The 23,532-nt window shown below is 68.0% G+C and carries 13 protein-coding genes and 2 pseudogenes; 4 read left to right on the forward strand and 11 right to left on the reverse strand.

From position 1 onward, the window contains the following. Window positions 1-2: 2 nt before the first annotated feature. From mads8 to GA0070617_RS07685, 9 genes and pseudogenes are all read right to left on the reverse strand, one after another. Complete coding sequence (gene mads8 / locus GA0070617_RS07645) at window positions 3-5,471, reverse strand: methylation-associated defense system ATP-binding protein MAD8 (protein WP_091435274.1); 5,469 nt, start codon at window positions 5,469-5,471, stop codon at window positions 3-5. Beyond that, window positions 5,468-7,066 carry a methylation-associated defense system protein MAD7 gene (gene mads7 / locus GA0070617_RS07650; RefSeq protein WP_091435276.1) on the reverse strand — a complete coding sequence of 533 codons (1,599 nt, stop codon included), beginning with the start codon at window positions 7,064-7,066 and terminating at the stop codon, window positions 5,468-5,470. Before mads7 ends, mads8 begins: the two co-directional genes overlap by 4 nt. Beyond that, window positions 7,066-11,199: a methylation-associated defense system protein kinase MAD6 gene (gene mads6 / locus GA0070617_RS07655; RefSeq protein ID WP_091435278.1), complete on the reverse strand. Its 4,134-nt coding sequence runs from the start codon at window positions 11,197-11,199 to the stop codon at window positions 7,066-7,068. Before mads6 ends, mads7 begins: the two co-directional genes overlap by 1 nt. A gap of 2 nt (window positions 11,200-11,201) precedes the next feature. After that, a complete protein-coding gene (mads5, locus tag GA0070617_RS07660) occupies window positions 11,202-12,608 on the reverse strand; it encodes a methylation-associated defense system restriction endonuclease subunit S MAD5 (protein ID WP_091435281.1) in 1,407 nt (468 codons plus the stop codon). Next, complete coding sequence (mads4, locus tag GA0070617_RS07665) at window positions 12,605-13,249, reverse strand: methylation-associated defense system protein MAD4 (RefSeq protein ID WP_091435283.1); 645 nt, start codon at window positions 13,247-13,249, stop codon at window positions 12,605-12,607. Before mads4 ends, mads5 begins: the two co-directional genes overlap by 4 nt. 27 nt (window positions 13,250-13,276) lie before the next feature. Continuing rightward, window positions 13,277-14,575, reverse strand: coding sequence for a methylation-associated defense system AAA family ATPase MAD3 (mads3, locus tag GA0070617_RS07670; RefSeq protein WP_091435285.1), 1,299 nt, complete (start codon window positions 14,573-14,575; stop codon window positions 13,277-13,279). After that, window positions 14,572-16,680 carry a methylation-associated defense system DNA methyltransferase MAD2 gene (gene mads2, locus GA0070617_RS07675; RefSeq protein ID WP_217628777.1) on the reverse strand — a complete coding sequence of 703 codons (2,109 nt, stop codon included), beginning with the start codon at window positions 16,678-16,680 and terminating at the stop codon, window positions 14,572-14,574. Before mads2 ends, mads3 begins: the two co-directional genes overlap by 4 nt. A 144-nt stretch (window positions 16,681-16,824) precedes the next feature. Then, complete coding sequence (locus GA0070617_RS07680) at window positions 16,825-17,019, reverse strand: DUF397 domain-containing protein (RefSeq protein ID WP_091435289.1); 195 nt, start codon at window positions 17,017-17,019, stop codon at window positions 16,825-16,827. Window positions 17,020-17,092: 73 nt separating this feature from the next. Beyond that, window positions 17,093-18,257, reverse strand: a pseudogene (locus GA0070617_RS07685) (IS3 family transposase). Window positions 18,258-19,073: 816 nt separating this feature from the next. Between GA0070617_RS07685 and GA0070617_RS07690 the strand changes: the two are divergent. From GA0070617_RS07690 to GA0070617_RS07705, 4 genes are all read left to right on the forward strand, one after another. After that, window positions 19,074-20,417 (forward strand): NsdA family TPR-like regulatory protein, encoded by a 1,344-nt coding sequence (locus tag GA0070617_RS07690; RefSeq protein WP_091446069.1) that lies wholly within the window; start codon window positions 19,074-19,076, stop codon window positions 20,415-20,417. 7 nt (window positions 20,418-20,424) lie between these two features. Continuing rightward, window positions 20,425-21,309 (forward strand): phosphotransferase, encoded by an 885-nt coding sequence (locus GA0070617_RS07695; RefSeq protein ID WP_091435291.1) that lies wholly within the window; start codon window positions 20,425-20,427, stop codon window positions 21,307-21,309. 385 nt (window positions 21,310-21,694) lie between these two features. Further along, entirely contained in the window at window positions 21,695-21,907 is a 213-nt protein-coding gene (gene amcA, locus GA0070617_RS32135; protein WP_091435293.1) for a multiple cyclophane-containing RiPP AmcA, read from the forward strand. Further along, the gene (locus GA0070617_RS07705; RefSeq protein ID WP_373868288.1) at window positions 21,904-22,263 is read left to right on the forward strand and encodes a hypothetical protein; all 360 of its coding nucleotides are present in this window, start codon (window positions 21,904-21,906) and stop codon (window positions 22,261-22,263) included. Before amcA ends, GA0070617_RS07705 begins: the two co-directional genes overlap by 4 nt. A 113-nt stretch (window positions 22,264-22,376) precedes the next feature. On the opposite strand, the gene GA0070617_RS07710 is transcribed toward GA0070617_RS07705, so the two are convergent. Then, on the reverse strand, window positions 22,377-23,219 hold the full coding sequence (locus GA0070617_RS07710) for a hypothetical protein (RefSeq protein WP_229688099.1): 843 nt from the start codon (window positions 23,217-23,219) through the stop codon (window positions 22,377-22,379). Between the two features lie 78 nt (window positions 23,220-23,297). Then, window positions 23,298-23,423 (reverse strand): annotated as a pseudogene (locus tag GA0070617_RS32345) (DUF4236 domain-containing protein); the annotation flags it as partial. Window positions 23,424-23,532 lie beyond the last annotated feature (109 nt).

Consider the following 23,532-nt stretch of genomic DNA (forward strand, 5'->3'; position numbering starts at 1 on the left):
AGTTATGGCGAGATTCTCTGGGTCAGTCCCGAGTCGGCGGCGACTGCGGTCTTGGTGCTGCCGCCGTGTTCGGTGATCCGCGGCCGGATGTGTGCCTTGACGGCGCTGCGGCTGAAGGCTGGGTCGGTCGCCTTGCCTGACCAGATGTAGGCCTCTCCTCGTCCCAGCGCTGCCATCTTGGCCGGCGTTAGTTCGGCGAGAGCGGCGTTGGCCTTCTGCAGATGCTTTAACCAGGCTGGAGAGGTGAACCGGTGCAAGATGAGTTGGTTGGAGAGCTCGATGAGGGCTATCGGCACTGATGCTGGTTCCTGGCTCGCCACCAGGATGCTCATCCCCTTGTGTCGCATCTCTCGCACGCTCTCGATCAGCCCGGCGGCGAGATCCGGGCTGTCGATGAACTTGTGTGCCTCGTCGAAGACGACGAGTTTGTTGAACCGACGCCCGGCGGTGGTGGCTTCCGAGAACAGCTCCATGAGTACGACGAACAGGCCGAGAGCCTCGTTCTTCTCAATCAGTTCGTCTCGAAGATCCACAATGATTACCCGACCGGGGCGGACCAGGTCCTGGATGCGGGCCGTGTCGTCGATGTAGTCGGCGGCTAGGTCCAGACGCTGGTGGGCAAGCTGTTTGATGGGATCCGACAACGACGATTGGTCGACCCCGGCGCGCAGAGCGTCGATGGACAGGTTGTTGCGGTGCGCCTTCATGATCCGGCCGAGTTGGCGGATGTAGGTGGACTGGTTGCCGACAGCTCCCATGAGAAAACGCCAGTGTGCGGCCCGTAGCTCCGTCGAGCTGAACTTGAGTGCCCGCAGCTCGATGCCGGGATATTCGTTCCGGCGTTGCTCCAGTTGGTCTTCGGGGACCAGCATCAGCACATCGTCGAGCCCGGCCGGCGCTACGCCGTAGCGGTCTCGCAGACTTTGGACCTGCGTCGCGTCGGAGTTGGGGGCGACCAGGCTGGTGAACTCAGGTACGTAGCTCAGGATCGGACTGTAGTGGAAGATGATGGTGGCCAGCGGCTGCGGCAGCCGGTTGGCCGGTGGCGTGGCGAGGGAAGCAGCTTCGATGATGGTGCCCAGCGTGTAGCTCTTCCCAGCGCCCTGCACGCCGAACAGGCTGATGGTGTGGGTCTCGTTCAGGTCGAGAGCGATATGCCGCCCGCCGTACTCGCCGATGATGCCGTACTGGGGGGACGGACCGACTGCGCCGATGTAGATGTCAGGCTGAACCGATGGAGCCGGTGGGTCGGGCACCGGCTGTTCTGACCGATCTGTCGACTCCAGCAGTTCCGCTGGTTCGGTGGATTCCACCGGCTTCGGCCCAATTGGCGTTGCATCGGTGATCGCATCGTCTCGGTCGTTTGGGGTCTCGGGGTCGCGGTCGCTCGGTGGCCGACCCTGCGGCACGACATGGTCGCGGGCAGGTGCCCGGAACGCGGCCTGTGGCAGACGTGCGACGGTGGACTGACGTGTTCCGAAGGTCCCCTCGGAGTGGGTGTCGGTCGGCGAAGCCGCCGCCAGAACCGGATCGGTGGCGATGCCGCCGAGTATTTCGCTGATGACGTCGCGGCCGACGCGGTGAAACTCGACCTCGCCCTCGTCGTCTTGGTCAGTTCCGCTGCCCCGCAGGTCGAAGATGAGTCCGGTCTGGGTGAAGCTCAGCTGATATCCCCAGTCGAGGTGATCCAACATCCAGTGAGCTTCTTCCGCGATCTCACTGGCACCATCGACGATGCCGTGGCGGATCGCCCGGCCGAGATAGAAGCGCAACAACGCGGCGAGCTCTGCGTTGCGGCTCGCCCGGTCAGGACGATCGGGCTGGTAGTACGCGGGGTCGAAGCCCTCGGCGAGCACGTCTCTGCTGCGGCTGAGCTGCTCGGTGATCTCGTTTCGGACCTTCTGCAGGTCCGCGATGCTGGTCAGCGTGCTGTGACACTTCACTTCGACGAGCCGGCAGGTGATGGCGCGTCGCTGCGCGTCGAGACTGAAGAGGGCAAGGTCGGTGCGTCGAAGTCCGACGCTTTCGGCGACCTCGTCGGCTCTGCGGCGAGCGTCGCGGTATAGCTCCAAGTGGGAGTCGAGGGGGACGAGGATCTGGTTGCCCAGGACTGCCTGGTGCTCCAGGTAGAGCCGGGCGAGCGCCAAGCCCAGGACTTCGGTCCGCTGGTTCGGTGCGGTGGACGCGATCTTGAAGGCCAGCCTGCCGGACAGTAGCCGAAGCTGGTCGAAGAAGGTTCCAGCGTGTCTGCGGTCGACCTGGAATCCGTGCTGATCCAGCATTGGACGCAGCAAGGAGCGCAGCTCGTCGACAGACCTGGAGCTGACCACCAGTTGGTGGCCGAGGCCGTCTGGTCGGGTGCTGGCGAAGTCGATGATGTAGTCGGGGCGGCGGGAACTTCCCGGGCTGTCGAAGTACTCGACGCCCAAGGTCCGGTCCACGGTGATGACCCAGTCGCTGCAGCGGTGTGCCTGGTGTAGCAGGCTGGCGTCGGCGGCGGTCAGGTTCAGCGTTATCCGTGGCACCAGCCCGGTTCCTGCTTCGCCGGTGGCCACCGTCGCTGTGGCGACCGAGATCGCCTGGGGAAGTGCGGTGAGCAGGTCGGAGTATTCCTCGGACCCTGGAATGTCCCGGCCAGGGCCGTGCCGGGGCTGCTTGTGCCAGGCCACGATGCCGTCGGTGGTGTCGACGTAGTCGACGGTCAACTCCTGGACCAGCCCGTGCAGGGGTGCTGTCGAGTCGGGGCGGGCCGGACCGACACCGAGATCTTCGCCGCTGAAGGCATCGAAAAGCAGCGTGAGGTGTGCCGTGTGCCGGCTTGTCGCCGAGCGGAAGTCGTCGAGCGGCAGCACCGCGACGGCGAGCTTGGGCGCCAACCCGGCGCTTGTCGGTGTGCAGAACGTCTCCGCCTCGGCGGTGGTGCTCCACTCGCCGCTGAGCAGTTGAGCGAGCGCCACACCGGTGCCGGTCTGCTGCGGGTCTGCCGCGAACAGTCGCAGGTCGTACGAGAGATGCCGAAGGTTCTTGCGGCGTTCCAGCTCGATGAGGGTGTCCGCCAGCTGCTCCGCGCGCCCCGGGTTGACCACGCACAGGACCAGGGTGGCGACGTAGGGGTGCATCCGGACGTAGCGCTCGATCCGGTCAGCGAGTTGTCGGGCGGTGACCGTCAGGGCCGCGCTCGGACTGTCCGGCACGCCGAGCGCCGATGCCACGTCGGCCAACAGGGTCCGCGGGTCGCCCGTTTCCGCCGGCAGGTAGACCCCCCAGTGGGTGGCGAAATCGACGGTAGCGGCGCTGAGCCGGCGGTCGGTGCCGACGGCGGTCAGCGGGAAACCGGTCGGTGCCAGGGCGAACAACCGCTCGGCCGCCGCCCGTACCCGGTCCTTGTCACCCGCGTGAACGAGCGGGGCGACGGACGAGGCTTCCGCGAGCCAGTGCCGCCCAAGCCGGGCCCAGGTGACCATCCACAGCAGACGCAGTGGGTGGGTGGGGGCGACCAGGGTGAGCTGGTGCAGGTTGCCCCGGATGTCCTGGTGCTCCACCACGACGGTGTCGATCTGCAACAACGTCGTCAGTTGCCGCGTCAGCTCGGTGTCAGCGATCCGCCCGGTGCTGTGCAGCGATCCGTAGAGCAGCTCGGTGTATGCCTCCGCGTAGGCGAGTACGGCGGTGTCGATCCGGCTCAGATCACGGCCGGCAACGACCATGCCATCGTCGCCACTGATCGCGGTCAGGACGGCGGCCCGGGTGGCGAGGAACGTGTCGAGCCGTTCGGAGGCAGCCAACGGTGGGTGCTGATGCTCGACCTCGACAAGGCGCGGCGATTGCCCGGCCGCTGTGCTCAACTGACGGCCGGCGAGCCGGGTGGGCTCGGCCAGGATCTGCCGTTCCAGCTCGGCGAGGATAGGAGCGAGCGCCACCTGCGCGGTGCCATGCCCGCCGAAATCGGCCTCGACGATGGTGCGGGCCTGATCCTTCCATGACGTCTGCTGGCAGCTGACCTCCTGCCAGTCCCGCCCGTCCGCCGACGCCTCGAACGCCAGCCGGAGCAGCTCCTGGGTCACTCCGGCGGTCCGGCGGTTGTTGGGTTGGTTGGGCGGCTCGTCGAGGTCGTTTTCCGCGACCACGTAGAACCGGTCACTCTCGTTGTCAGGGTGGCTGGGCGGAAGCTCGGATTCCGGCTGGTCGCGGCGGCTTGCCGGCTGGGAGGTCTCGACCGGAAGCGGCACGCCCGTGCTGTCCATCGGCGTGACCCTGATGTAGTGCCAGCCGTGGTCGAGCCGGGCAGAGCGCAGCCGCTTCAGGACCGCCTTGTACGCCTCCCGTCGGTTGGTGCCGACCTTGACGGTGGTGTGTATCCCGGTCGGGCCGGACTCCTCGGACATCAGCTGGACGGAGAAACTGGTCAGGCCACGGACCTGTCGGGCGTCCGGGGTCACCCCGAAGACCACCGACAGCTGGTTTTGGCCGGATGCGCCGCCTGGCAGGTAAGCCTGGCCGGTGATGCTGCCCAGGACCGGGTGGTCGCGGTGCTCAGCTCGCCCGCCGGCCCGCGGCAGGGGCAGCTCGTCGATGGTGATGCGTACGGCCGATGCGACCCGGTCCTCCGGCAGCGGCCAGCGGTGGAACGACAGCCCCCAGTTGGCGCGGTCGACGACGATCCGGCGGGTCCACTCCGGGGAGGTGTCCTGGCCGACGTCGGCCAGGAATTCGGCCACCTTGGCGCGGAACGCGGCGTCGGTGAGCCGCAGGTCAACGACGCGTTGCCGGACCGAGCGGTCGGCGCGGTTCAGCGCCTGGATGGTCCGGGCGTTGCGGGTCGCCCGGGTGCGCACCTGGGCGGGGTCGGCGAACAGCTCGAAGTCGGGGATGAGCCCGAGCTCGAACAGCGCGCCCCCGACGGCCTGCCGGTCCCGGTCATTGTGTTCGACGGTGAGCAGGAACCGGGCCCGCTGTAGCGGGCCGGCGACGACCCCGTACGCCTCGGTTGCCTGCTCGTCGAGCACGCCGAATAGTTCGCTGATCGCCGTGCGCAGCCCGTCGGGTAGGGCGGTCTGCAGGCGGGTGGCGAGCTCCTGGTAAACGTCGCCGGGTTCACTTTGCTCGAAGGTGGCGACCCCGAAGGAGTCTTCGGCGCTGGCGTGTGTGCCGGGTGGAATGAACACGAGCAGCGGTGGGCGCTGGCGGTCATCGGCGTCGGGGTTGCGCAGCTCGACAAGCTTGGTGCCGCTGATCGCCACATCGTCGGGCACCTGGGGTGGCTGTCCGAGGACGTGGACCTGGGCGGCGGCACCGGCCGCGCCGCGTAGCCGGCGACACAGCTGGGCGGCCAGCGGCGCGCCGAGGTCGGTCACCCGGACACAGTGCCCCGGTCCGCGGGCGGCGAGCAGCGCGGCGAACCGGGGCACCAGGACCCGTTCGAGGGCTTCGTCGAGGTCGGTGTCGGTGACTTCGCGCAGTCCGGTGCTCATCGTGGCGCTCCGTCGGGCCCGAGGCGATAACGCGGGGTGATGGTCTGGGTGAGGTAGGCGTCGGAGAGGTCGGTGTAGAAACCGATCTCCCGCAACCGGGCGACGAACGCGGCCCGGTTCTCCCGAAGCGCCCGGTGGTCGATGATGCTGGGCTGGCCAAAGCCGTCCCCTGGCGGAAGCTCGTCGATGTATAACCCATACCGGTCGCGCAGCACCGCGAGGAATTCGTCGACTCGAATCGCAGCGGTCCGCAGCGCCCCGGCGCCGTCGGGCCGCAGCAGGGCCAACTGGAGGAGCACTTCGAGTAGTCGGCTGTCGAGCACGAAGCGGCGCTGTCCGCGACGCGGCTGGGTGAGCATCGCGCCAGGACGGTGTTTGAGCAGCAGGCTGTCGAGGCAATCGGTCAGGTAGCCACGGTGGAACTTGATCCGGTAGGCGGTGATGATCTCGATGTAGGTGGCGAACGGGTCGAGCTTCAGCTGCAGCAGGTCGGCGATCTGCGGATCGAGGCCGTTGTCCTCGCCGGATGCCGCCTCCACGACCCGGGCCAACCGGGCTTCGGCGAACCGGCCCCGGTCGGCCTTGTGCGCCGGGCCCAGCAGCGACAACAGCTGCTCGATGAGGAACATGCCATCGGCCGGCTTGCGTAGCTTGCCGATCTTCACCAGGTGCCAGCCGAAGTCGTCGAGCTTCTTCACGGTGAAGGTCGCCTGCACGAACGCCGGGATTCGGTCGTACCAGGCCTGGGCGCTCGTTTCGGCCAGCCGGGCGGCGGGTGTGCCGGGCACTCCCGCGACGTCGAGGAAGAATCCGCCGCCGAATCCGACGCGGTCGCCGGTTGTCCAGATCGGCAACGTCTTCATGATCCGGAAGTGGTACCGCGCCAGGTGGAAGGCGAACAGGATCTTCAGGTGGTCGACCAGCACCGATCGGGGTACGACTCCCCGGTGGTACAGCAGCCGGGTGACGTCTTGGGTGAGTAGCTCGGCGGCGGCGGTGTCCAGCGGTGGGTAGATCTTGCGGACCCGGCTGCGGTCCTCCCGGTCGGTGACCTTGGTCTTGGCCGCCTCGCAGAGGTTGATCAGGGTCTGGGTCTCGACGTCGACCTCGGTGGCGTCACCGACGCCACCGATCCGTTGGTCGACCCCCGCGAAGAAGAAACGTTTCAGCTGCTCCAGCACGGTGCCACGAGTTGTCGAGCCGTGATGGAGCATCCAGTAGAGCTGTTCGTCGGCACCGTATGGCCGGGATCGGCGCGCTACTCGGAAGCGGTAGGTGAAGCCGTGCAGCGGACGCAGCCCGGCGATGGCCTGGCCAGGTTTGCCCCGGTTTACCAGGTCGAGCAGGTGGGTTTCCAGCCAGCGGGCGGTGACCTCCGGGTCGAATCCGACGAAGTGATCAGGATGCTTGGTGATCTCTTCGACGAAGACGTCGACGCTCAGATCCGCCCCCGAGCCGACCAGCACGCTCGGCGAGCCCTTCCACCGCAGCCGGGGCAGCAAGGCGGTGAGCACCCGGTCCATGTCGAGCTGTTTGTAGTCGAGGTAGCTGACCGCCGGGTGGCGGAACTCCTTGTCGTCCTTGTGTAGCCCCACTACGACTCCTCCCGTGGGGCCACCGGCTCCATCCGGATCTGCCCAGTTGGCTCCCGCAGCACCCGCCACAGCTCCCGCCCGGTCGCGGTGAGCAGCAGTTCCTGGTACGGGGCGGCGGACAGCTCGTGCTTGAAGATGGTCAGGCCGAGATGCAGCCCTTGGCGTTCGGCGATGCCGGGCAGGTAGCCGTCCCGCAGCCGGTTGAGTAGCTCGAACAGGTCGAGCCGGATCCGCAGCGCGGCGTGCTGGTCGGCTGCGCTCCGGTAGCCCAGCACCAGCTCCTGGGCACCACCCTCCAGGTAGGGCGACTGCGGCGCACCGTCCGCGCGCAACGACAGCTGCCCGGCGGGGAACAGCCGGTAGCTGCGGATCCTGCCGTCGGGCACCGATCGGACCTGCAACGCCAACGCGTCGGCGATCCGGGCGGCGTCGCCGAGTCCTTCGCTGCGGTTCAGCGCGCCGATGAGCTCTGGCAGCCGAGACGGCAGGTCGTCCGGGCGGGCCAGCAGGTTCAGGAAGTCCGATGCCGAGCGGTACGGCAGCATCCGTCGTGACCGTTCGTCGTCGACGCACTCGAAGTAGAACCGGCGACGGGCGGCGGCGAGGTAGCGGCGGTGCGCCTGGCCGGTGGCTGAGCTCATTGCCGTGCCACGTGGCAGATCGCCTACCAGGCGTTGCAGCAGCTGCAGGTCGTATTCACCGCGCTGGTCGACCGTCATCAGGGCGCGGCCGGCGTCCGGGCCGACGTAGTCGAGCCGGCGGTCCAGGCCCGGATCGGCGACCGCAGCGATATCGACTTGGGTCAACAGGTTCAGTAGTCGGTCGGCGCCGTCGACCGGCCCGGCCCAACTGTTGAAGTAGAAGCCGTCGAGCACCTCGGTGAGCTGGTCGCTGGCGTACAACTCGTGGATGTCCGCGCAGTCGAGACCGGAGGTGAGCATGAAGGCCAGCGCCGACTGGACGTCGCGGACGGTGATGTGCGCGATGCCGCGCAGCTCGGTCAGGCGGTAGAGCATCCGCAGCCGTGCCGTGATCTTCGGCCCGATCGCCGGGTGCGCGAAGGTTTGGGCGTTGTGCCGGGCGTAGCACTTGTCGACGAGCACACACCCGTCGCACCCCTCCCACCGTTGGGGGTGGGTCATCCGGCTTAGCATCCGGTCGAAGACGGCACCGTTGAGCTCGTCGGAGTCGTCCAGCAGGCTGCGGCGGTTGAGGTTGATGACCACGACGCCTGACTCAGCGGCACCTGGACCAGCGGCACTCGTGTCAGCGCCGGCGGTCGGCGCTTCGGACCGGCCGTGCAGACCGGTCAGCACCTGGTCGGCCAGGGTCGGGAACGTCGACCGGTGGGTGTCGAGGAAGTCGACCAGCCGACCTTCGTTGATCGCGATCAGCCGGGTTTCTCCGGCGACCCCGGCCAGGTCGGCACCGGCGAACGGCGCGAAGAAGTCCAGCAGGACATCGTCGTTGTGCTTGTCCGACTCGTCCTGGCTGCCGTCATGGTTGGTCCGCAGGACCAGGCCGGTGGGGGTCTCGAAGTCCGCTCCGTTGGCACGCCGCACGGGGATGCGCGGCCCGTCCTTGGTGGCGACCGTCAACAGCCGTTCCAGGAACGCGGTCTTGCCGTCGCCAGCGTTGCCAGTGATGATCACCAGCCGGTAGGCGCCGGCCAACACGTCGGGGGTGAGCTTGTCGTCCAGCGCGGTGGTCACGTAGAGATCGAACGCCGGGTTGCCGCCGGCGCGGGTGCCGGCGTTGCTCCAGACGCTTTGGCTGTAGAGCGTCTGCAGGTGCCCGACGAACGGGTTGCTGCCGGCCGACGACGGCGTGGGCGGCTGGAGCACCGGGTCGGCGGGCTCCGGTCGCACCGGCTCGAACACCTGGTCGCCGAGGTCGCGCAGCGCGTCGCGCAACTGCTGGGCGCTGGTGTACCGCTCGCTGCGCAGTGGGGCGATGGCGGTCAACAGGGTGTGGACGAGTCGTTCGGAGAGGTTGCCGAGCCCTGGCACCTGGCGTGGGTCATCGGGCCGCCGACCGATGGTGGCGGCGCGATCCGAGAACGGCCACTGACCGGTCAGCACCTCGTAGAGGGTCAGCCCGAGCGCGTAGACGTCCCGGTCGATGAGGTCGGCGCGGGTGACCGGCCCGCCGACGGCGAAGTCCGGCGGGGCGTAGCGGGCGGTGCCACCGGTGCGCGACAGGCTGGAATCGTCGGATACCGCCACGTTGAAGTCGATGATCTTGCAGCCGTTGTCGGTCCTCAGCAGGTTCGCGGGCTTGATGTCACAGTGGTAGATGCCGTTGTCGTGCAGGTAGGTAAGCCCGTCGGCGACGTCGATGCCGAGCCGCACGGTGTCCGCCGGCCCCAGCGCCCGCTGACTGACCAGGTCGGCGACCTGCTGACCGTCGACGTATTCGAAGACCAGGTACGGGATCTCGCCGCCGTCGAGGAAGTCGGCGCTCTCTACCTTGACCACACTGGGATGTGCCGGCAGCCGCAGCAGCAGTTGATACTCGACCCGCAGCCGTTCGATCACTGAATCTCGGTCGCGGTGCACGATCTTCACCGCCCGGTCGAGGCCGGCAAGACGGTCGTACGCCTGGTAGGCGGTGCCGTAGGAGCCCGGCTTGCCGAGCCGGCGGCGGATGGTGAACTTGTGCGTCAGCTGGTGACCTGGCGGCAGGTCCCGGAATTCGGGCTGCGGCGGCGTCGGCGTGGAGGCAGCCTTGGCCCGCTTGGTGTTGCCCGGTCGGATCAGCCACCCCAGGTCACGCAGGGCCTCGGCGGTGGTGGGCCGCGCCGATGGCGCCAACGCGCACATCCGGCGCAGCAGCTCGGCCAGCGCCGGACTGAGTCCGGCAGCGGTCATCACCTCCGGCGGCAGTACGCTGCCCCGGCGGATCTGGTCGTCGGTGGTGGCGAATGGCAGCTCGCCGGTGAGTAGCCGGTACGCGATCACCCCGGCGGCGTACACGTCGGACGCTGGGCTCATCGCCTGGGCCCGCCGCTGGCATTCGGGGGCGACGTAGGCCGGGTCGAGCGCGTCGGCCAGCCGGTCGATCACCGAGTGGTCTCGTGGCCCCTGTGGCCGGGCGTAGTCGAACCCGGTGAGCACGCCGCGGTTGTCCCGGGTGACCAGCACCGACGCCGGGGTCAACGCCCGGTGCAGCACCCGGTGGGTGTGCGCGTGGGTGAGCCCACGCAGCAGGTCCGCGACGATCCGCAGCCGCACGTCGGCGCTGAGCGCCTGCCGTGGGTCGGTCAGGTGCACGGTCAGCGGTTGGCCGTCGACGTCGTCGAGGACGAGGACGAACTGTCCTTCGTCGTCGGTGGGGAAGAAGTCGCGTCGGCCCACGATGTGCGGGCTCGGCGGCATCTTCGTCAGGACCTCGTACGCGTTGCCGATCGCATGGCGCTGCATCGCCCGCTGATCGGCGGGCAGGAACGGGTCGGCCCGGTAGACCCGCAGCAGCACGGTCTCCGAGGCGACGATGGTGGCGTTGCGGGCCCGGTACTCGGTGACCTCCTCGTCCCCGCCGAGCCGTTCGCAGACCTGCCAGTTGCCGAAGTGTCGGGGCCCGGTGCGACGGCGGACACCGCTGCCCAGGGCGTTGAGGACGGTCGCCTGCTGGGCTCGGATGTCGCGGATCATGCCGGCCCGGATCCGGGCCGGGTCATCGAGGGCCGGTATCAGGCTGGGCAAATCGACGACGTCGATGGCGTCGGCGTCGGGGCGGTCGCTGGGGTCGACCAGCCGGGCGTCGCGACCGACCAGGACCACCAGGTGGCCCACGTAGACCTGGGAAAGCTCGGGTCGGGCCCGCTCCAATATGCCTTTCAAGGCCCTGGCGTGCCCCCGGAGTTTGCGCACCGGCGAGGCGAACGAGTCGCGGCCCTGTGGATACCACCGGACGCCAGCGACGTCGATCCGACCGGCGGTGCCCTTTACGTCGATCAGGTGTACGGCCCGGGTGGTCACCACTACCAGATCCACTTCGTACGCGGTGTCGCGCACCGGGATCTCGATGTTGTGCAGCACGAACCAGTCGCCGGGAGCGTTGTCCCGCAGGTGCGCGATGACCCGGCGTTCCCCGTCGTTGGCCGGGGTGGACCCACCAACGATCTCAGCCACGATCAGCGAGCCGCCTCTCGCACCGCCTTGTCGAGCAGAGCAAACGCCTCGTCCTCCTTGCGGTCCGCGTCGTCGCGGTCACGATACGCCTGCCGGACAACCCCAGCGATCCGCTCCCGGTCCGCCGCCGCCGCCATCGGCACTGGTAGGTCACGAAGCAAGGACGGGTGATACTCCTGTTGCTTGCCGCCAACGCTCATCGACCGAAGTATGCGGAAAGCCGCATCTGTGCGGAAGAATGCGAACAAGTAAGCACCAGGCGCATCCTCCTGGCCTGAGACGACGCGGACGAAATCCTGACTGTATGCGTTACTCAGGGCGCGTCCTGTTGCCAGGAGAGAGCGGCCGAACACCTCACGTTCGCCAAGTGTGCCGTGTGCGGCGATCAGGACAGTCTCATCAGTCATGTGAATATCGTCCGGAGCTAGCTTGGGATTGATCCAGCGCCCCGACGGGCGCAGCCAGAATGCCTGCCGTTGCCCAACGAGCCTTACCCCGTGAAGCGAATCGGAGTCGTATCGTTTGAACCGTGCTCCGGTTCGAAGCGATCCGCCGGTGCAGATGTCGCCGAGGGGGCGGTGGGGGACCGAGCGGAGGGCGTCGATGATGCGGCGGGCGCGGGGGGAGTAGTTAAGGGCCCGCAGGGACAGAGCGGTGGGCCGCTCGATGGTGAAGCCTAGGTCACGCTCCCGGTCGTGCCAGCGCAGGTCGAGCAACTCGGGGATACCGGCGCTGACGAAGAGATAGCGGGTCGCCTCCCGTACCCCGTCTTCGTAGTGCTGCCGCAGCTGCATCGCCTCGGTGATCAGGGCGTCGATCCGCTCCTCGACGCCGCCGCCGAAGCGGGGCACCGGCAGTTCGGTGACGTGGCTCGGCTCGATGTGCCTGACGCTGGTGCCGTAGATGCCGCCCTTGATCACCGGGATGCCGAATGGGCTGGCCAGGAAGGTGTAGAGATAGCCGGCTGGAATCCGGGCGAGGTCCGGCACCACCCGCATGACGTGTTCGCTACACGCCGCGCCGGCCATGCTGAGCCGGGCGTAGGTGACGCGGCCGGCGGTCATCCCGGAGCGGGTGACCAGGGTCCAGCCTGGCTCCAGCGGCAACTTCGGGTTTTCCTTGAACGACCTCTTGGTGATCATCGGCAGGTTGGATAGGTCGGCCTCGAAGATGTCGGCGCTGCCGAGGAACGGCACCCCGTGTGCCGGGTCGGTGGTCCACTCGCGCGTCACTCGGCCGGCGTGGAAGATTCGCGCGGTAATTGCGTGCAGCAAATCACTGTGCGGCATCCGGTCCAGGTACTTGCGGGCGGCGTAGGCATCGGAGACGTACGGCCCCGGGTCGAGGCGGAACCCCTGCTCGGCCAGCCAGCTTGCCTGGACGGGATTGTCTGGGCTGGCCAGCTTCACAGCTCCTCCTCGGGGAACCAGTCACGTAGCGTGTCGCGCAGTTTCAGGAACGCCGGATCGACGCAGCCCCTGACGGAGATCCCGGCCGCCAGTCGCTTGAACAGCGCCGGTGAGCGGTCCACCTTGTACCCGTCGCGGCGCAGGTCGCGGTAGCGATCGCGCAGATGTTCGAGGGCTTCCTTCGGTCGCGCCGGTTTGGCCCGGTCGTGCGGCCAGTGGCCGCTGTCGGCCAGGATCTGCCGGAAGTTGGCGGGGCAGTTGAGTGCCTGGGCGACTCGGGGGTTGTCCTGCCAGACCCACGCCTCCAGCTCGGGCTCGATCACGATCACCGCGAACTCGGCCCAGGTGTCGCGCATCCGTTGGTTGAGATCGTTGTAGATCTTTTCCGGCCCGGGGGTGCCCTGCCAGTCGTTGTCCAGCATGATCACCGCACGGTGGTGGCTGCGCCGGAATCTGCGCAGCAGCTCCGGCCCTTGCCGGTAGACCCCGGGATCCTTGGTGGGGGAGACAAACACATCGTCGCGCGGGTCGAAGGCGAACCGTTGGCAGCCCACGCTTCGGTGGAACTCGGGTCGCCCGAGGAATCCGTGCAGCAGCTGCTGCATCGAGCCGTCGGCGACCAGGAAGATCACGTCACGCATGGGTGGGGGCATCCGGGGGTGGGAGGGTCACGAGAGCACTCCTGAGGCGAAGAGGGTGCCGATGTCGACGCTGCCGCGCCAGTCCTGCATCCGAGGGTGCGCGGTGCCGGGGATGACCTCGACCGCGCCGTCGCCGTCGAGCCGGGCGAGCACGATGTTGGCGAGGTCGGTGTTGGCCAGCACGATCGGCGACTGGGTGGAGATCCACACCTGGTCGTCGGTGAGGGCGGCCAGTGACTGCACCACGGTCTCGATGGCCCGTGGGTGGATGCCGTTCTCCGGTTCCTCGGTAACCAGCAGGCGGGGCCGCGCGGAGCTGGGCAGGTAGGGCAGCAGCGACAGCGACAGGATCCGCAGGGTCCCCTCGGACAGCCCGGATGATGTGACCCGGTAGCCGCCGACGTACTCCACCGAGAGGTAGGCGTAGTGGTCGTCGGCACGCTCGATCGCCGTGACCCCGGTGATCTGCGGCAGCGCCGTCTGCAGGTGATCGATCCAGTAGGCGAACCCTTGTGGATCTTCCTGTTGCAGGTGCAGCACCAGCCAGGGCAGGTTGCGTCCGGAGGGCAGCACCCGCAGCGGGTCACCGGGCGCGGCGGCCTGGCGCAGCTGGGCCCAGTCCGGATCGAAGAAGACGGCACCTTCACGCAGCAGGTTGGCGAACCAGAGCGCTGCCGGGAACAGCTCCGGGTCCGCCGGCACGGCGGCGAGCGCAACCTGACTGGCCGGCACTCGGAAGTCCGGCACCTTTGGGCCTCGGGTGGTCGTCTCGGCGGTGAACGCGGTCGGCTCGCCTGGCCCGCGTTGGATGACCGGCTGGGCGGCTTGGCGGGCGGACCGGCCGCGCCTGGGCAGGTTGGCTCCCTGCATCGCGATGCCCGCCGCCGGGCGCCGCCGGTCGACGGCGGAGAAGAGGTAGAGGTATTCCTCGTCGACCTGCAACTCGTCGTTGAAGATCCGCAGCCGCAGCTCGTACCGCAGACGATCCGGGATCCGGTGCATCATCGCCGCGGTGCTGCGGCTGGCCATGGTGTTGACGATGTCGGCGGGCAACGCGGCCTCGATGGTGAAGGCCACGCTGTCGCCGCGCCCCTGGTGCACCAGCTCGGTGAGGGTGTGCGCCCGGGGCACGCCGCGCCACTCCGGTGCGCGGAGGAAGGCGTCGGCCACCCGCTGCTGGGCGAGCAGGTCACCGAGCAGCACCGGGATGTCCAGCAGGGTGCTCTTGCCGGCACCATTGGCACCGGCGAGCACGTGGAACTCGCCCAGGTCGATGCTGAGCTGTGCGAAGCAGCGGTAGTGGTAGGCCTCGATCCGGGTAATCATGTGCGCTCCCCTGGCTCGGGGTGCTCCGCGCGAAATCGCCGGTAGGCTTGGACGATCTCCGGCAGGTCGTTGTCGACGACCTCTTTCTTGCGGGTGACGTCTCGATAGCTGCTGCCGCCGTTGCGATAGACCGGGATCCGCTCCACAGTGTCCTGCAGGATCGGCACGCCGTCCGGCCGGCACTTGTAGATCTTGTTGCCGCGCCGGTCTACTCCGACCTTCTCCGCCACCGCCATGAAGACCGGATAGTCGGGCTGCTCGCCCAGCTCGGCTGCCAGCTTCTCCCGGTCGGTCTTCTTCTTGAGCAGCAGCACCGAGGTGAGGATGTTGACGTGGGCGTCGACGATGAAGGTCTCCACCGGCAGCTCGACGCTGGCCAGGATCCAGCAGTTGTCCAGCACCCAGCGGCGGATCCCTTCGTCCACCGGGCCGGGGTTGGACAGGATGCCATTGGGCAGCACGATGCCGATCCGCCCGCCGGGCCGGACCCATTCGACCGCCCGTTGGATGAACAACTGCTCCGGCGACATCGCCGACACCCGGCCAGGCCCGGCCTCGACCTGGCCGGTCTGCCGGTTGCGGACCCAGGACTGGGCCACCCCGTCGCGGTACGCGTCGAGAATGTCCGCGTCTTCGATCTTGATGTCCGAGCCGAACGGGGGGTTGGTCATCAGGACGTCGATGCTGCCCAGCGGGATCTTCTCGGCTGCGGCGTGCCGTTCGGTCAGGTGGCCGCCGGGAAAGGCGAGGGAGTCCAAGTGGAAGACGTTGCCCTCTTCGCCGGTGGAGAGCATGACGCTCATCTGCGAGGCACGCACCAGGAATGGGTCGAAGTCGGCCCCGAACAGATGCGTCCGCGAGTACTGGGCCAGCCGCTCCTGGTGCTCGATCAACTGTGCCTCGGTGTCGGGCAGACCCTTGGTGCCCGCCGCTGCACGCCACTGGTCGAGCAGATAGCGCAAGGGCTCCCGGAGGAAACCACCGGTGCCACAGGCCGGGTCGAGGATGGTTTCGTGCTCCTTGGGGTCGAGCATCTGCACCATCAACTCCACGGCGCCCTTCGGGGTGAAGTACTGCCCCCGGTCGCCGCGCAGGTTGATGCCGACCAACTCCTGATACGCCATGCCCTTGACGTCGATGTCGGTGCCGGCCAGGTCGTAGGAGGCGAGCTCGCCGACGATGAAGGCGAGCGCACGCGGCGAAAGGCTGATCTGGTCGCGGTCGGTGAACAGCGGGTAGTTCTTCTTCACCTCGTCGAAGAGCTCATGAATGCGTCCGGCGATGTCGGCTCGGCCTTCGTTGGTGAAAGGTTCGGCCGGTAGGGCGTAGAACCGGGGTGCGTGGTGCTGTCGGCGGCTGATCCGCTCGTCGTGCACCTTGGCGAAGATCAGGTAGAGGAACTGCCAGAAAGCGGCATCCTTGGGCAACCCTTCGTTGCCGTGCACGTAGTTGTGGCAGCGCCGGAAGGCGGTCTTGAGCATGGCTGCCTCGCCTCGGCGGAGCCGGGCTGCAGAGCCGCTCGCGGCGCCGAAGCTGCTGGCGGCGTCGATCGGCCAGTCGGCCCGCGCCGGGAATTTGACGCCGAATCGGGTATTTTCCCGCTGCAGGAAGAAGAAGTCCAGGCCGTTGGTCCACAGGCCGTACTGCGCGTTGGGGGTGGCCGGCGTGCCGAGTAGATCCTCAAGCTCCTCCAGATCCTGCCGGGCCTGCTCATGGGTCCTGATCTTGGTGACGGCCCGGCTGACCTTCGGCTCCGGTTTGCAGATCACCACCCGTTGCAGGTTCTCCAGGGTCTGCTGCGCGCCAGGGGTGAAGACCGCGATATCGGCCTTGCGGATGCGCCGGCGTCGCCCCTCGATGTCGACCGGGATCGGGAAGTCGCGCGCCATGTCGTCGACCGAGATGCCGTACTCCACGGCCAGGGCTCGGGCGATGCGCTGGCGGACCTCTTCGTTGCCGCGCAGTCGGACCGGCTTGTTGGTGATGAAGTCGATGGTCTCGTCTGTTGCCAGGGACTTCGGCCCAGCTCCGGCGACCGCTGCCGTGCTGGATTCGTCGCCCGACGCGACGTCATGGCCCCTGTCGTCAACCATCCGCTGTGCCAACCCCTCTGAGCCGATCAAGTCTCGATCATTGTCGCCTGTGCGACCGACACTCCCGCGCGCCACCCCCGACCTACCCGGGGTGGCGAGGGTAGATCCGAGGGCGCGCTGGTGTTCAGAGCAGGAGGTGGCCAGCGCAAAAGGTGGTCAGCAGTGGGTGCTGACCTGGGTAACGAGGGCCGACCAGGCGGTCGGGCCGAAGGTGAGGGTACCGCGGGTGCGGTCCTTGCTGTCGCGGACCAGCACCCGGCCCGGCAGGTTGTCGGCGACCTCGACGCAGTCGCCGACATTGCTGCCGCTACGGGTGCTCTTGTGCCAGTTTGCTGCGTCGCTCGAGTTCATGGATCACCCGAAGGATCAAGTCACGGGACAAATAACAGGGTGGGTCTGCTGCACCGATAGGTGACAGTTTCAGTCACGCGGCCTGACTGGCCGGTGGGGTCATGATCGTCTCGTACTCGATAGGGGTCAACCGGGACAGGGATCGTTGGCGTCGGCGGCGGTGGTAGGTGCGTTCGATCCAGGTCACGATCGCGGTCCTCAGTTGCTGGCGGGTGGTCCAGGTTCGGCGGTCGAGGACGTTGTTCTGGAGCAGGCCGAAGAAGGATTCCATGGCGGCGTTGTCACCGGCGGCGCCGACTCTGCCCATCGACCCGATCATGTGGTGTTGGTGGAGGGCGTGGACGAATTTCCGGCTGCGGAATTGCGACCCGCGGTCGGTGGCAGCACGCAGCCGGCCACGTCACCACGGTGGGCTACGGCGTTGTGCAGGGCGTTGACGGCCAGCCTCGACTTCATCCGTGAGTCGATGGAGTAGCCGACGATCCGGTGGGACCACACGTCCTTGATCGCGCACAGGTAGAGCTTGCCTTCGGCGGTGCGGTGCTCGGTGATGTCGGCCAGCCACAACCGGTTCGGGCCGTGGGCGGTGAAGTCGCGGCGCACCAGATCGTCGTGCACTGGCGGACCGACCTTGCCGCCCTTGCCCCGACGCTTGCGCTTGCTGAACGCGCTCCACCAGCCCATGGCGGAGCGATCTTCCAGGCGGTGCGCTCGACCATCGGGCGGCCGGCAGCGCGGGCCTCATCGGCCAGGAACCGGTAGCCGAACTCGGGATCGTCGCGGTGCGCGTCGAACAACGCGTCCGCCCGATACGCCGCCACTAGGTCAGCGTCGGTGACACGGCGGGCACGCCACCGGTAGTAGGGCTGACGAGCGATCTTCAGTACCCGGCACGTCACCGCCACGCCGATCCCGTCAGCGGCCAGCTCGCTCACGAGCGGGTAGAGCCTTTCCCGACAGATGCCCTGCGACAGGTAGGCGGCGGCACGCCGCAGGACCTCGTTCTCCTGTTCGAGGAGCCTGATCCGCTTACGGGCCTCCCGCAGCTCGGCCGACTCGCCACGGGTCACGCCCGGCTTGACACCGACCTCGACGTCGGCCTGGCGAAGCCACTTGAACAACGTCATCGGGTGGACACCGAAGTCCTTCGCGACCTGCTCGACCGTCACACCCGGGTCACGGTCACGAGCCACCCGCACGACGTCATCGCGGAACTCACGAGGGTAGGGCTTGGGCACAGCGACATCCTTCCAGCTCACCACCAGGGCAAGCCATCTCAGATGTCACCTATCGGTGCAGCAGACCCGACGGTCGTGGGCGGATCGTCGGTTGTCGCGAGTAGGCGGGGCGCCCGGTTGCCGAGAGCCGAAACCCAGGTCCGGGTTGCAGGACGTTCAGTTGCGTGCGGCCGGCCGATCGCGGTGAGCTGGAGCGGACTCCGTCTATGTGATGGCGCTGCGTCACAATGGCTCGGGGCGACCGATGGCTAGGATCATGGGGTGCGGCGTCTCGCGGGGTGCTCTGTGGGTGCTCTGGCGCGATGGGCGGGGCGAGCACGCGATGGACTGGGTCGGACGCCGTCCCGCTGAAGCTGGGGCCTGACCGCGAACAGATGGACTCACGCGACCCGTTGGACCAGATGACTCGATCAAGATCAACCTCTTAATCCGCGGGTTCGGGGTTCGAGTCCCTGGCGGCGCACTAACGAGCAAGGCCCTGACCTGGTATTTCTCTGCCGGTCAGGGCCTTTTTCGTGTTCGCCGGTGGCCGTCCGTGGCTCGGTGGGTGCTCGGGAGTCGATGGACCGGACCGGGCGTGGGTGGACGCATGTTCCTCTTCATCGCCCCGGTTGGCGAGGGCACCGAGGAGGCCGCGAAGTAGGCAGGCCCGCCGCTTGGCCTCGTGCGGGGCATCGTGAGGGCCCACGGTGGGGGTTCCGGTTGTGGCTGCCTGCGCCGACTCTGGATCGGATGCCGTCGACACGACCGCCTTGACTTGATGTGACGGCATGAATGCGCTGTGCTGACGGGGGTCGTCGTTGATCGAGGGTGATCATGGCTGTGCAGGTGGATCCGGAGTGGTGGAACTCGGGACGGTGGAACGGCCGACCGATCGGTGAGTTCCTGCGGCGGCGTGATGTCACAGCAGTCTTCCGCTTCCTCCATGCCCGGGGCGTGTCGTACGGCAGGATCGCGGCTCTTGTCGGTGTCTCGTCGAACCGTGCCGCGGAGATTGCCAAGGGCGTCCGGCAGGTCACTGCCTACGAGGTGTTGGAACGGATCGCGGCTGGCCTGGATATTCCTCGTCCGGCCATGGGACTCGGTCGCGACGATGATGCTGTCGTGCCTCGCGACCCCGGCCTGGCGGCGGTGGAGGGTGGAGTGGACCGGTCGCCGGCCGGTGTGGAGTTCGGCCATCTGGTGCGGCTCCGGCTGGGGCTGGACGAGGCGTTGGCGGCGGCGAGTGTCGCTTCTGGGCAGCTTGAGTTGATCGAGCAGGCGGTGGGCGAGCACATGCGGGTCTACCCCTCGGCGGCACCGCAGGTCATGCTGTCGTTGGTGGCCGCCGACTGTCGGGAGGTCCAGGTGTTGTCGCTGCGGCGGCAGCCGGCGGCGGTCCAGTCCCGGCTGTCCGGGGCGGCGGCGCTGTTGGCGACGATGTGCGCCGATGCGTTGATGAGGCTCGGGGAGGTGGCCGAGGCCCGACGGTGGTACGGCACGGCGGTCCACGCGGCGGACGACAGCGGTGAGGCGCGTTTCCGGGTGCTGGTGCGGGCCCAGGCGGCGATGTTGCCGTACTACTTCGGAGATCCGGCCCAGACCGTCGCGTTGGCTGATGCGGCTCTGGCGGTCACGCCGGTCGCATCGTCACCGGGTGCCCTGGCCGCTGCGGGCCGGGCGCGTGCCCTGGCGCGGATCGGTGCTGTGGAGCAGGCACGGTCGGCCATCGACCAGGCGCGTCGGTTGTTCGATCAGGCGGGCGACGAGGACACCGACGTGGCGTTCAGGTTTCCGGCGAAGCGGCTGCTGTTCTATCTCTCCGGCGCGTACACCTGGCTTGGTGCCACCGGTGAGGCTTACCGGGTCCAGGACGAGGCATTGCGGCTCTACGGAGCGGCTCCGGCCGTGCCGATCGACGCGGCGCTGATCGCCCTGGACCGGTCGATGTGCCTCGCGCGGGACCGGCGGGCGACCGAAGCGGTGGCGACCGCCCGGGACGTCGTCACGGATCTGCCCGAGACGCAGCGCACGGAGATCATCCTGACCAGGGTCACCGACGTGGCTTCGGCGATCCCCGACGGCCACTCTCGCGGTGAGGCCGTCGCCTTGACCGACTACGTGCGGGCGTGCCGCGAGCGCGCCCGTAGTCTGGGGGCCACTGCGGCACTCGGTCCCTAGGAGCTTCATGTTCGTCGAGGCGCGCACCCGGCCGGTGCTCGCCGAGGTCTGTCGTCTCCTCGGCTTCTCCGCCTCGAACGCGATCCTGTTGCGCCACCACACGAACGCCGTCTACGCCGTCGGTGACGTCGTCGTCAAGATCGCCCCCGGCCACCATGATCCGGAACGGGTGCGTTCGATGGTGGCTGTGGTCGACTGGCTGGTCGGCCAGGGGTTCCGCACGGTGGGCCTGCACCCGGGCCTGTCCCAGCCGCTGCGGGTGGGCGGGTACGCCGTCACGGTCTGGCAGCGTCTGGACCCGGCGTACGAGGACCCGATCACCGTTGCCGAGCTGGGGACGCTGCTGCGGGATCTGCACGCCCTGCCGGCTCCGCCGGTGCCGCTGCCGGTGCTGCGACCGATCCACAGCGTCGAGCGTTGCGTGAGCCGTTCGGAGATCCTGACCGACAAGGAACAGGATCTGCTGATGGGCCGACTCGAAACGCTGGCTGCCAGCTGGAAGGCGATGCGGTTTCCCCTGGGCACGAGCTTGATCCAGTCCGATCCGCAGATCCGCAACGCGCTGCGGCGCTTCGACGGCACGCCCGTGCTGGCCGACTGGGACGGGGCTGCCCGCGGGCCCCGGGAGTGGGACATCGCCACGGTCGCCGTCCACTGCCGCCGTTTCGACCCACCCGGCCCCTCGGCGTTCGTCGACTTCACCACCACCTATGGCTGGGACGCCGGTTCCTGGTCGGGGTTCGAGGAGCTGTGCCAGCTCCGTGAGTTGCAGATGATCGCCACCAACGCGGGCAAGTCCCGGCCCGGCACCGAGGCCGCCGACGAGGTTCACCACCGGATCGCGGGCCTGGTCGACGACGGGGCGGACCTCCGCCGCTGGCACATCCTCTGAGCCGAGCCGCACAGGGCTGTTTCTTCGCATCGTCCCAGGCGGGACACGGTGAGGCCCACCGTGGCCCACCACGCTGGGTCTGTCTCCGGCCGGTGCCGGCAGCGATCGTGGATGTCAGGAACACGTCGGCGAAACGGTCCAGGCGCATCGGGCCGTCACCTGTGCGTCGACGGGCCAGCGGCAATGTCACGCCAGGGAGAACCAGATGGACGTGCCAGACGGCGACAGGTCGGAACGCGACCCGACGCACCGGCAAGTGCTCGCGCCCGGCACTTCCTCGGCCGTCCGGGTGACTCCCCGCTCGCGTACCGCCGTCAGGGGCTGCGCGGGCGGGTGGCCGGCGGTCTGCTCCCAGCCGCTGGCCGACAGCGGTGGGCTTGCCGGCATGTCGGCAAGCCCACCGCACCCACCCAGCGAAGCCCGGCGGAGGCCGACCACGACGGTGTACGTCTCGCGCAACGCGACGACGGGCGATCCTCCGCGAGGCCACCCGACCTCGGTTCCGCCGACCGGGCCGGAACCGACCGATCCGCCGCTGCTGACGTACGCCTGGCAGGTCGTGTTCGAGCGGCAGGCGCGGGAGCGCGGAACCCGATGAGCAGTGACGGGAGTCGGCCTCCGGGCGTTGACCAGCCCGAGTCGGTGGAGCACTTGCCGTTGCGTCCGCTGGAGCGACCGGCCCGCGCCGAGACGTCCCGACCGCATCTGCCGATACGACCCCTCTGGCTGTGCCGGCGATGCGGCCAGCCATGGCCATGCGGCGCGGCGAAGCTCGCTCTTCTGGCGGAGTACCAGGACAGCCCGCTGAGCCTGTTTCTCTATCTGGCCGGCTGCCTGCACAACGCGATCGACGACCTGCACCAGCTCCACCCCAGCGACACCGGCAGCACCGCTGATGTCTTCGACCGCTTCCTCGGTTGGACTCGCGGCGGGCCACCAGCTTCCCGAAAGTGAGACAGAGCTGTTCGTATGTGCTTTACAGTGCCTTTCACGCTCATGCCGCGCCCCTGGGCGGGCGTCGGTGTTGGTCGGCGATCGCCGTACCGCGTCCTGCGGTATCCCTACAACTACCGCATCCGTCTGATTGCTTCGGCCAGTGCCGCCGCAACGTCAGGTCGGGAGAAATCCCAGACCATCAGCAGTCCGTCTGGGCTGGTGACGGTAAGCCTTCCATACAGCATGATCGGCAGTTGTCTGTTGTTCTTGAAACGGCGATCTGGGCCGCCGGACTTGTTGGTGTACTGCCAGGTTGTCCCCACACACTCGGCGTCGGTTGGCGGCGTATCCGACTCGATGAACCGTTGGGCCTGCGCATGGGCGTTCACTGCGGCGTACGGGAGGCCGGCGTAACGGTGACCGTGGCGGACGATCACCCGGTCCGGCAGGAAGTACATGGAGCGGTCTTTTCCATGCAGGCTCGGTACGGCGATGTTCGTCACGAGCATGGGCGGACCAGCCAGATCCATCGAGGCTGGGCTGCGGCGGTTCAGGGCTGCGGCTCCTGCGTTGACCTTCCGCTGATAGGGAGTGTTGAGAGCACCTTCGGCTTCGACGTGCCAGACGCGCTGCACACGGCTGACGAAGCTGCTGCTCGTGGTGAAGCGCTCGTAGTTGACCGCCGGTACGTCGTCAACCTGGTAGAAGACGATGACTGATCGCCGCGCAATGTCGCGCTGCCACAGCCACCACACTGCGGGTAGACCGGGCACGAGCAGGAGGAGCCCGAACGGTGCAGAGCATAGGGCCAGGACTGCGATGGCGGCAGCGGCCCATGGCCACAGCAGGTGCCGTTGGGCTGCGGTCTGGATCTGACCGATCAGGTCGGAGGGATGTGCTGCAACCAGTTGCTGTACCGGCGTACCGGACAACTCCTGCATGACGATCCCGTCGTTGTGGGTCGCTGGCAGCATCGACGGCGGCGATCCGGGTGAGGTTGGGGTGGGTGCCCGGCCGCCGAAGTACGTCGTGCCGAGACCGGCAACGCGGACGTAGTTGCCGCGAGGCCCAGTTCCGGCACGGAACCCTGGGACACCGGCGGAGACGCCGACGCCAGATGGTGACAGGTTGAATCTAAAAGGGCCCGCTTTGAGGCTGGTCCGCAGGTAAAAACCCATGAGTGCCCTCGCGTCGTCGCTGACAATGCGGGCAACGATAGGTCTGCGTACGCGGCAAGATAACCGGACTATCGGATATCAGGGAGCTCTGAACGGGCAGGCCTGTGTG

Source organism: Micromonospora yangpuensis (assembly GCF_900091615.1).
Classification (GTDB): domain Bacteria; phylum Actinomycetota; class Actinomycetes; order Mycobacteriales; family Micromonosporaceae; genus Micromonospora; species Micromonospora yangpuensis.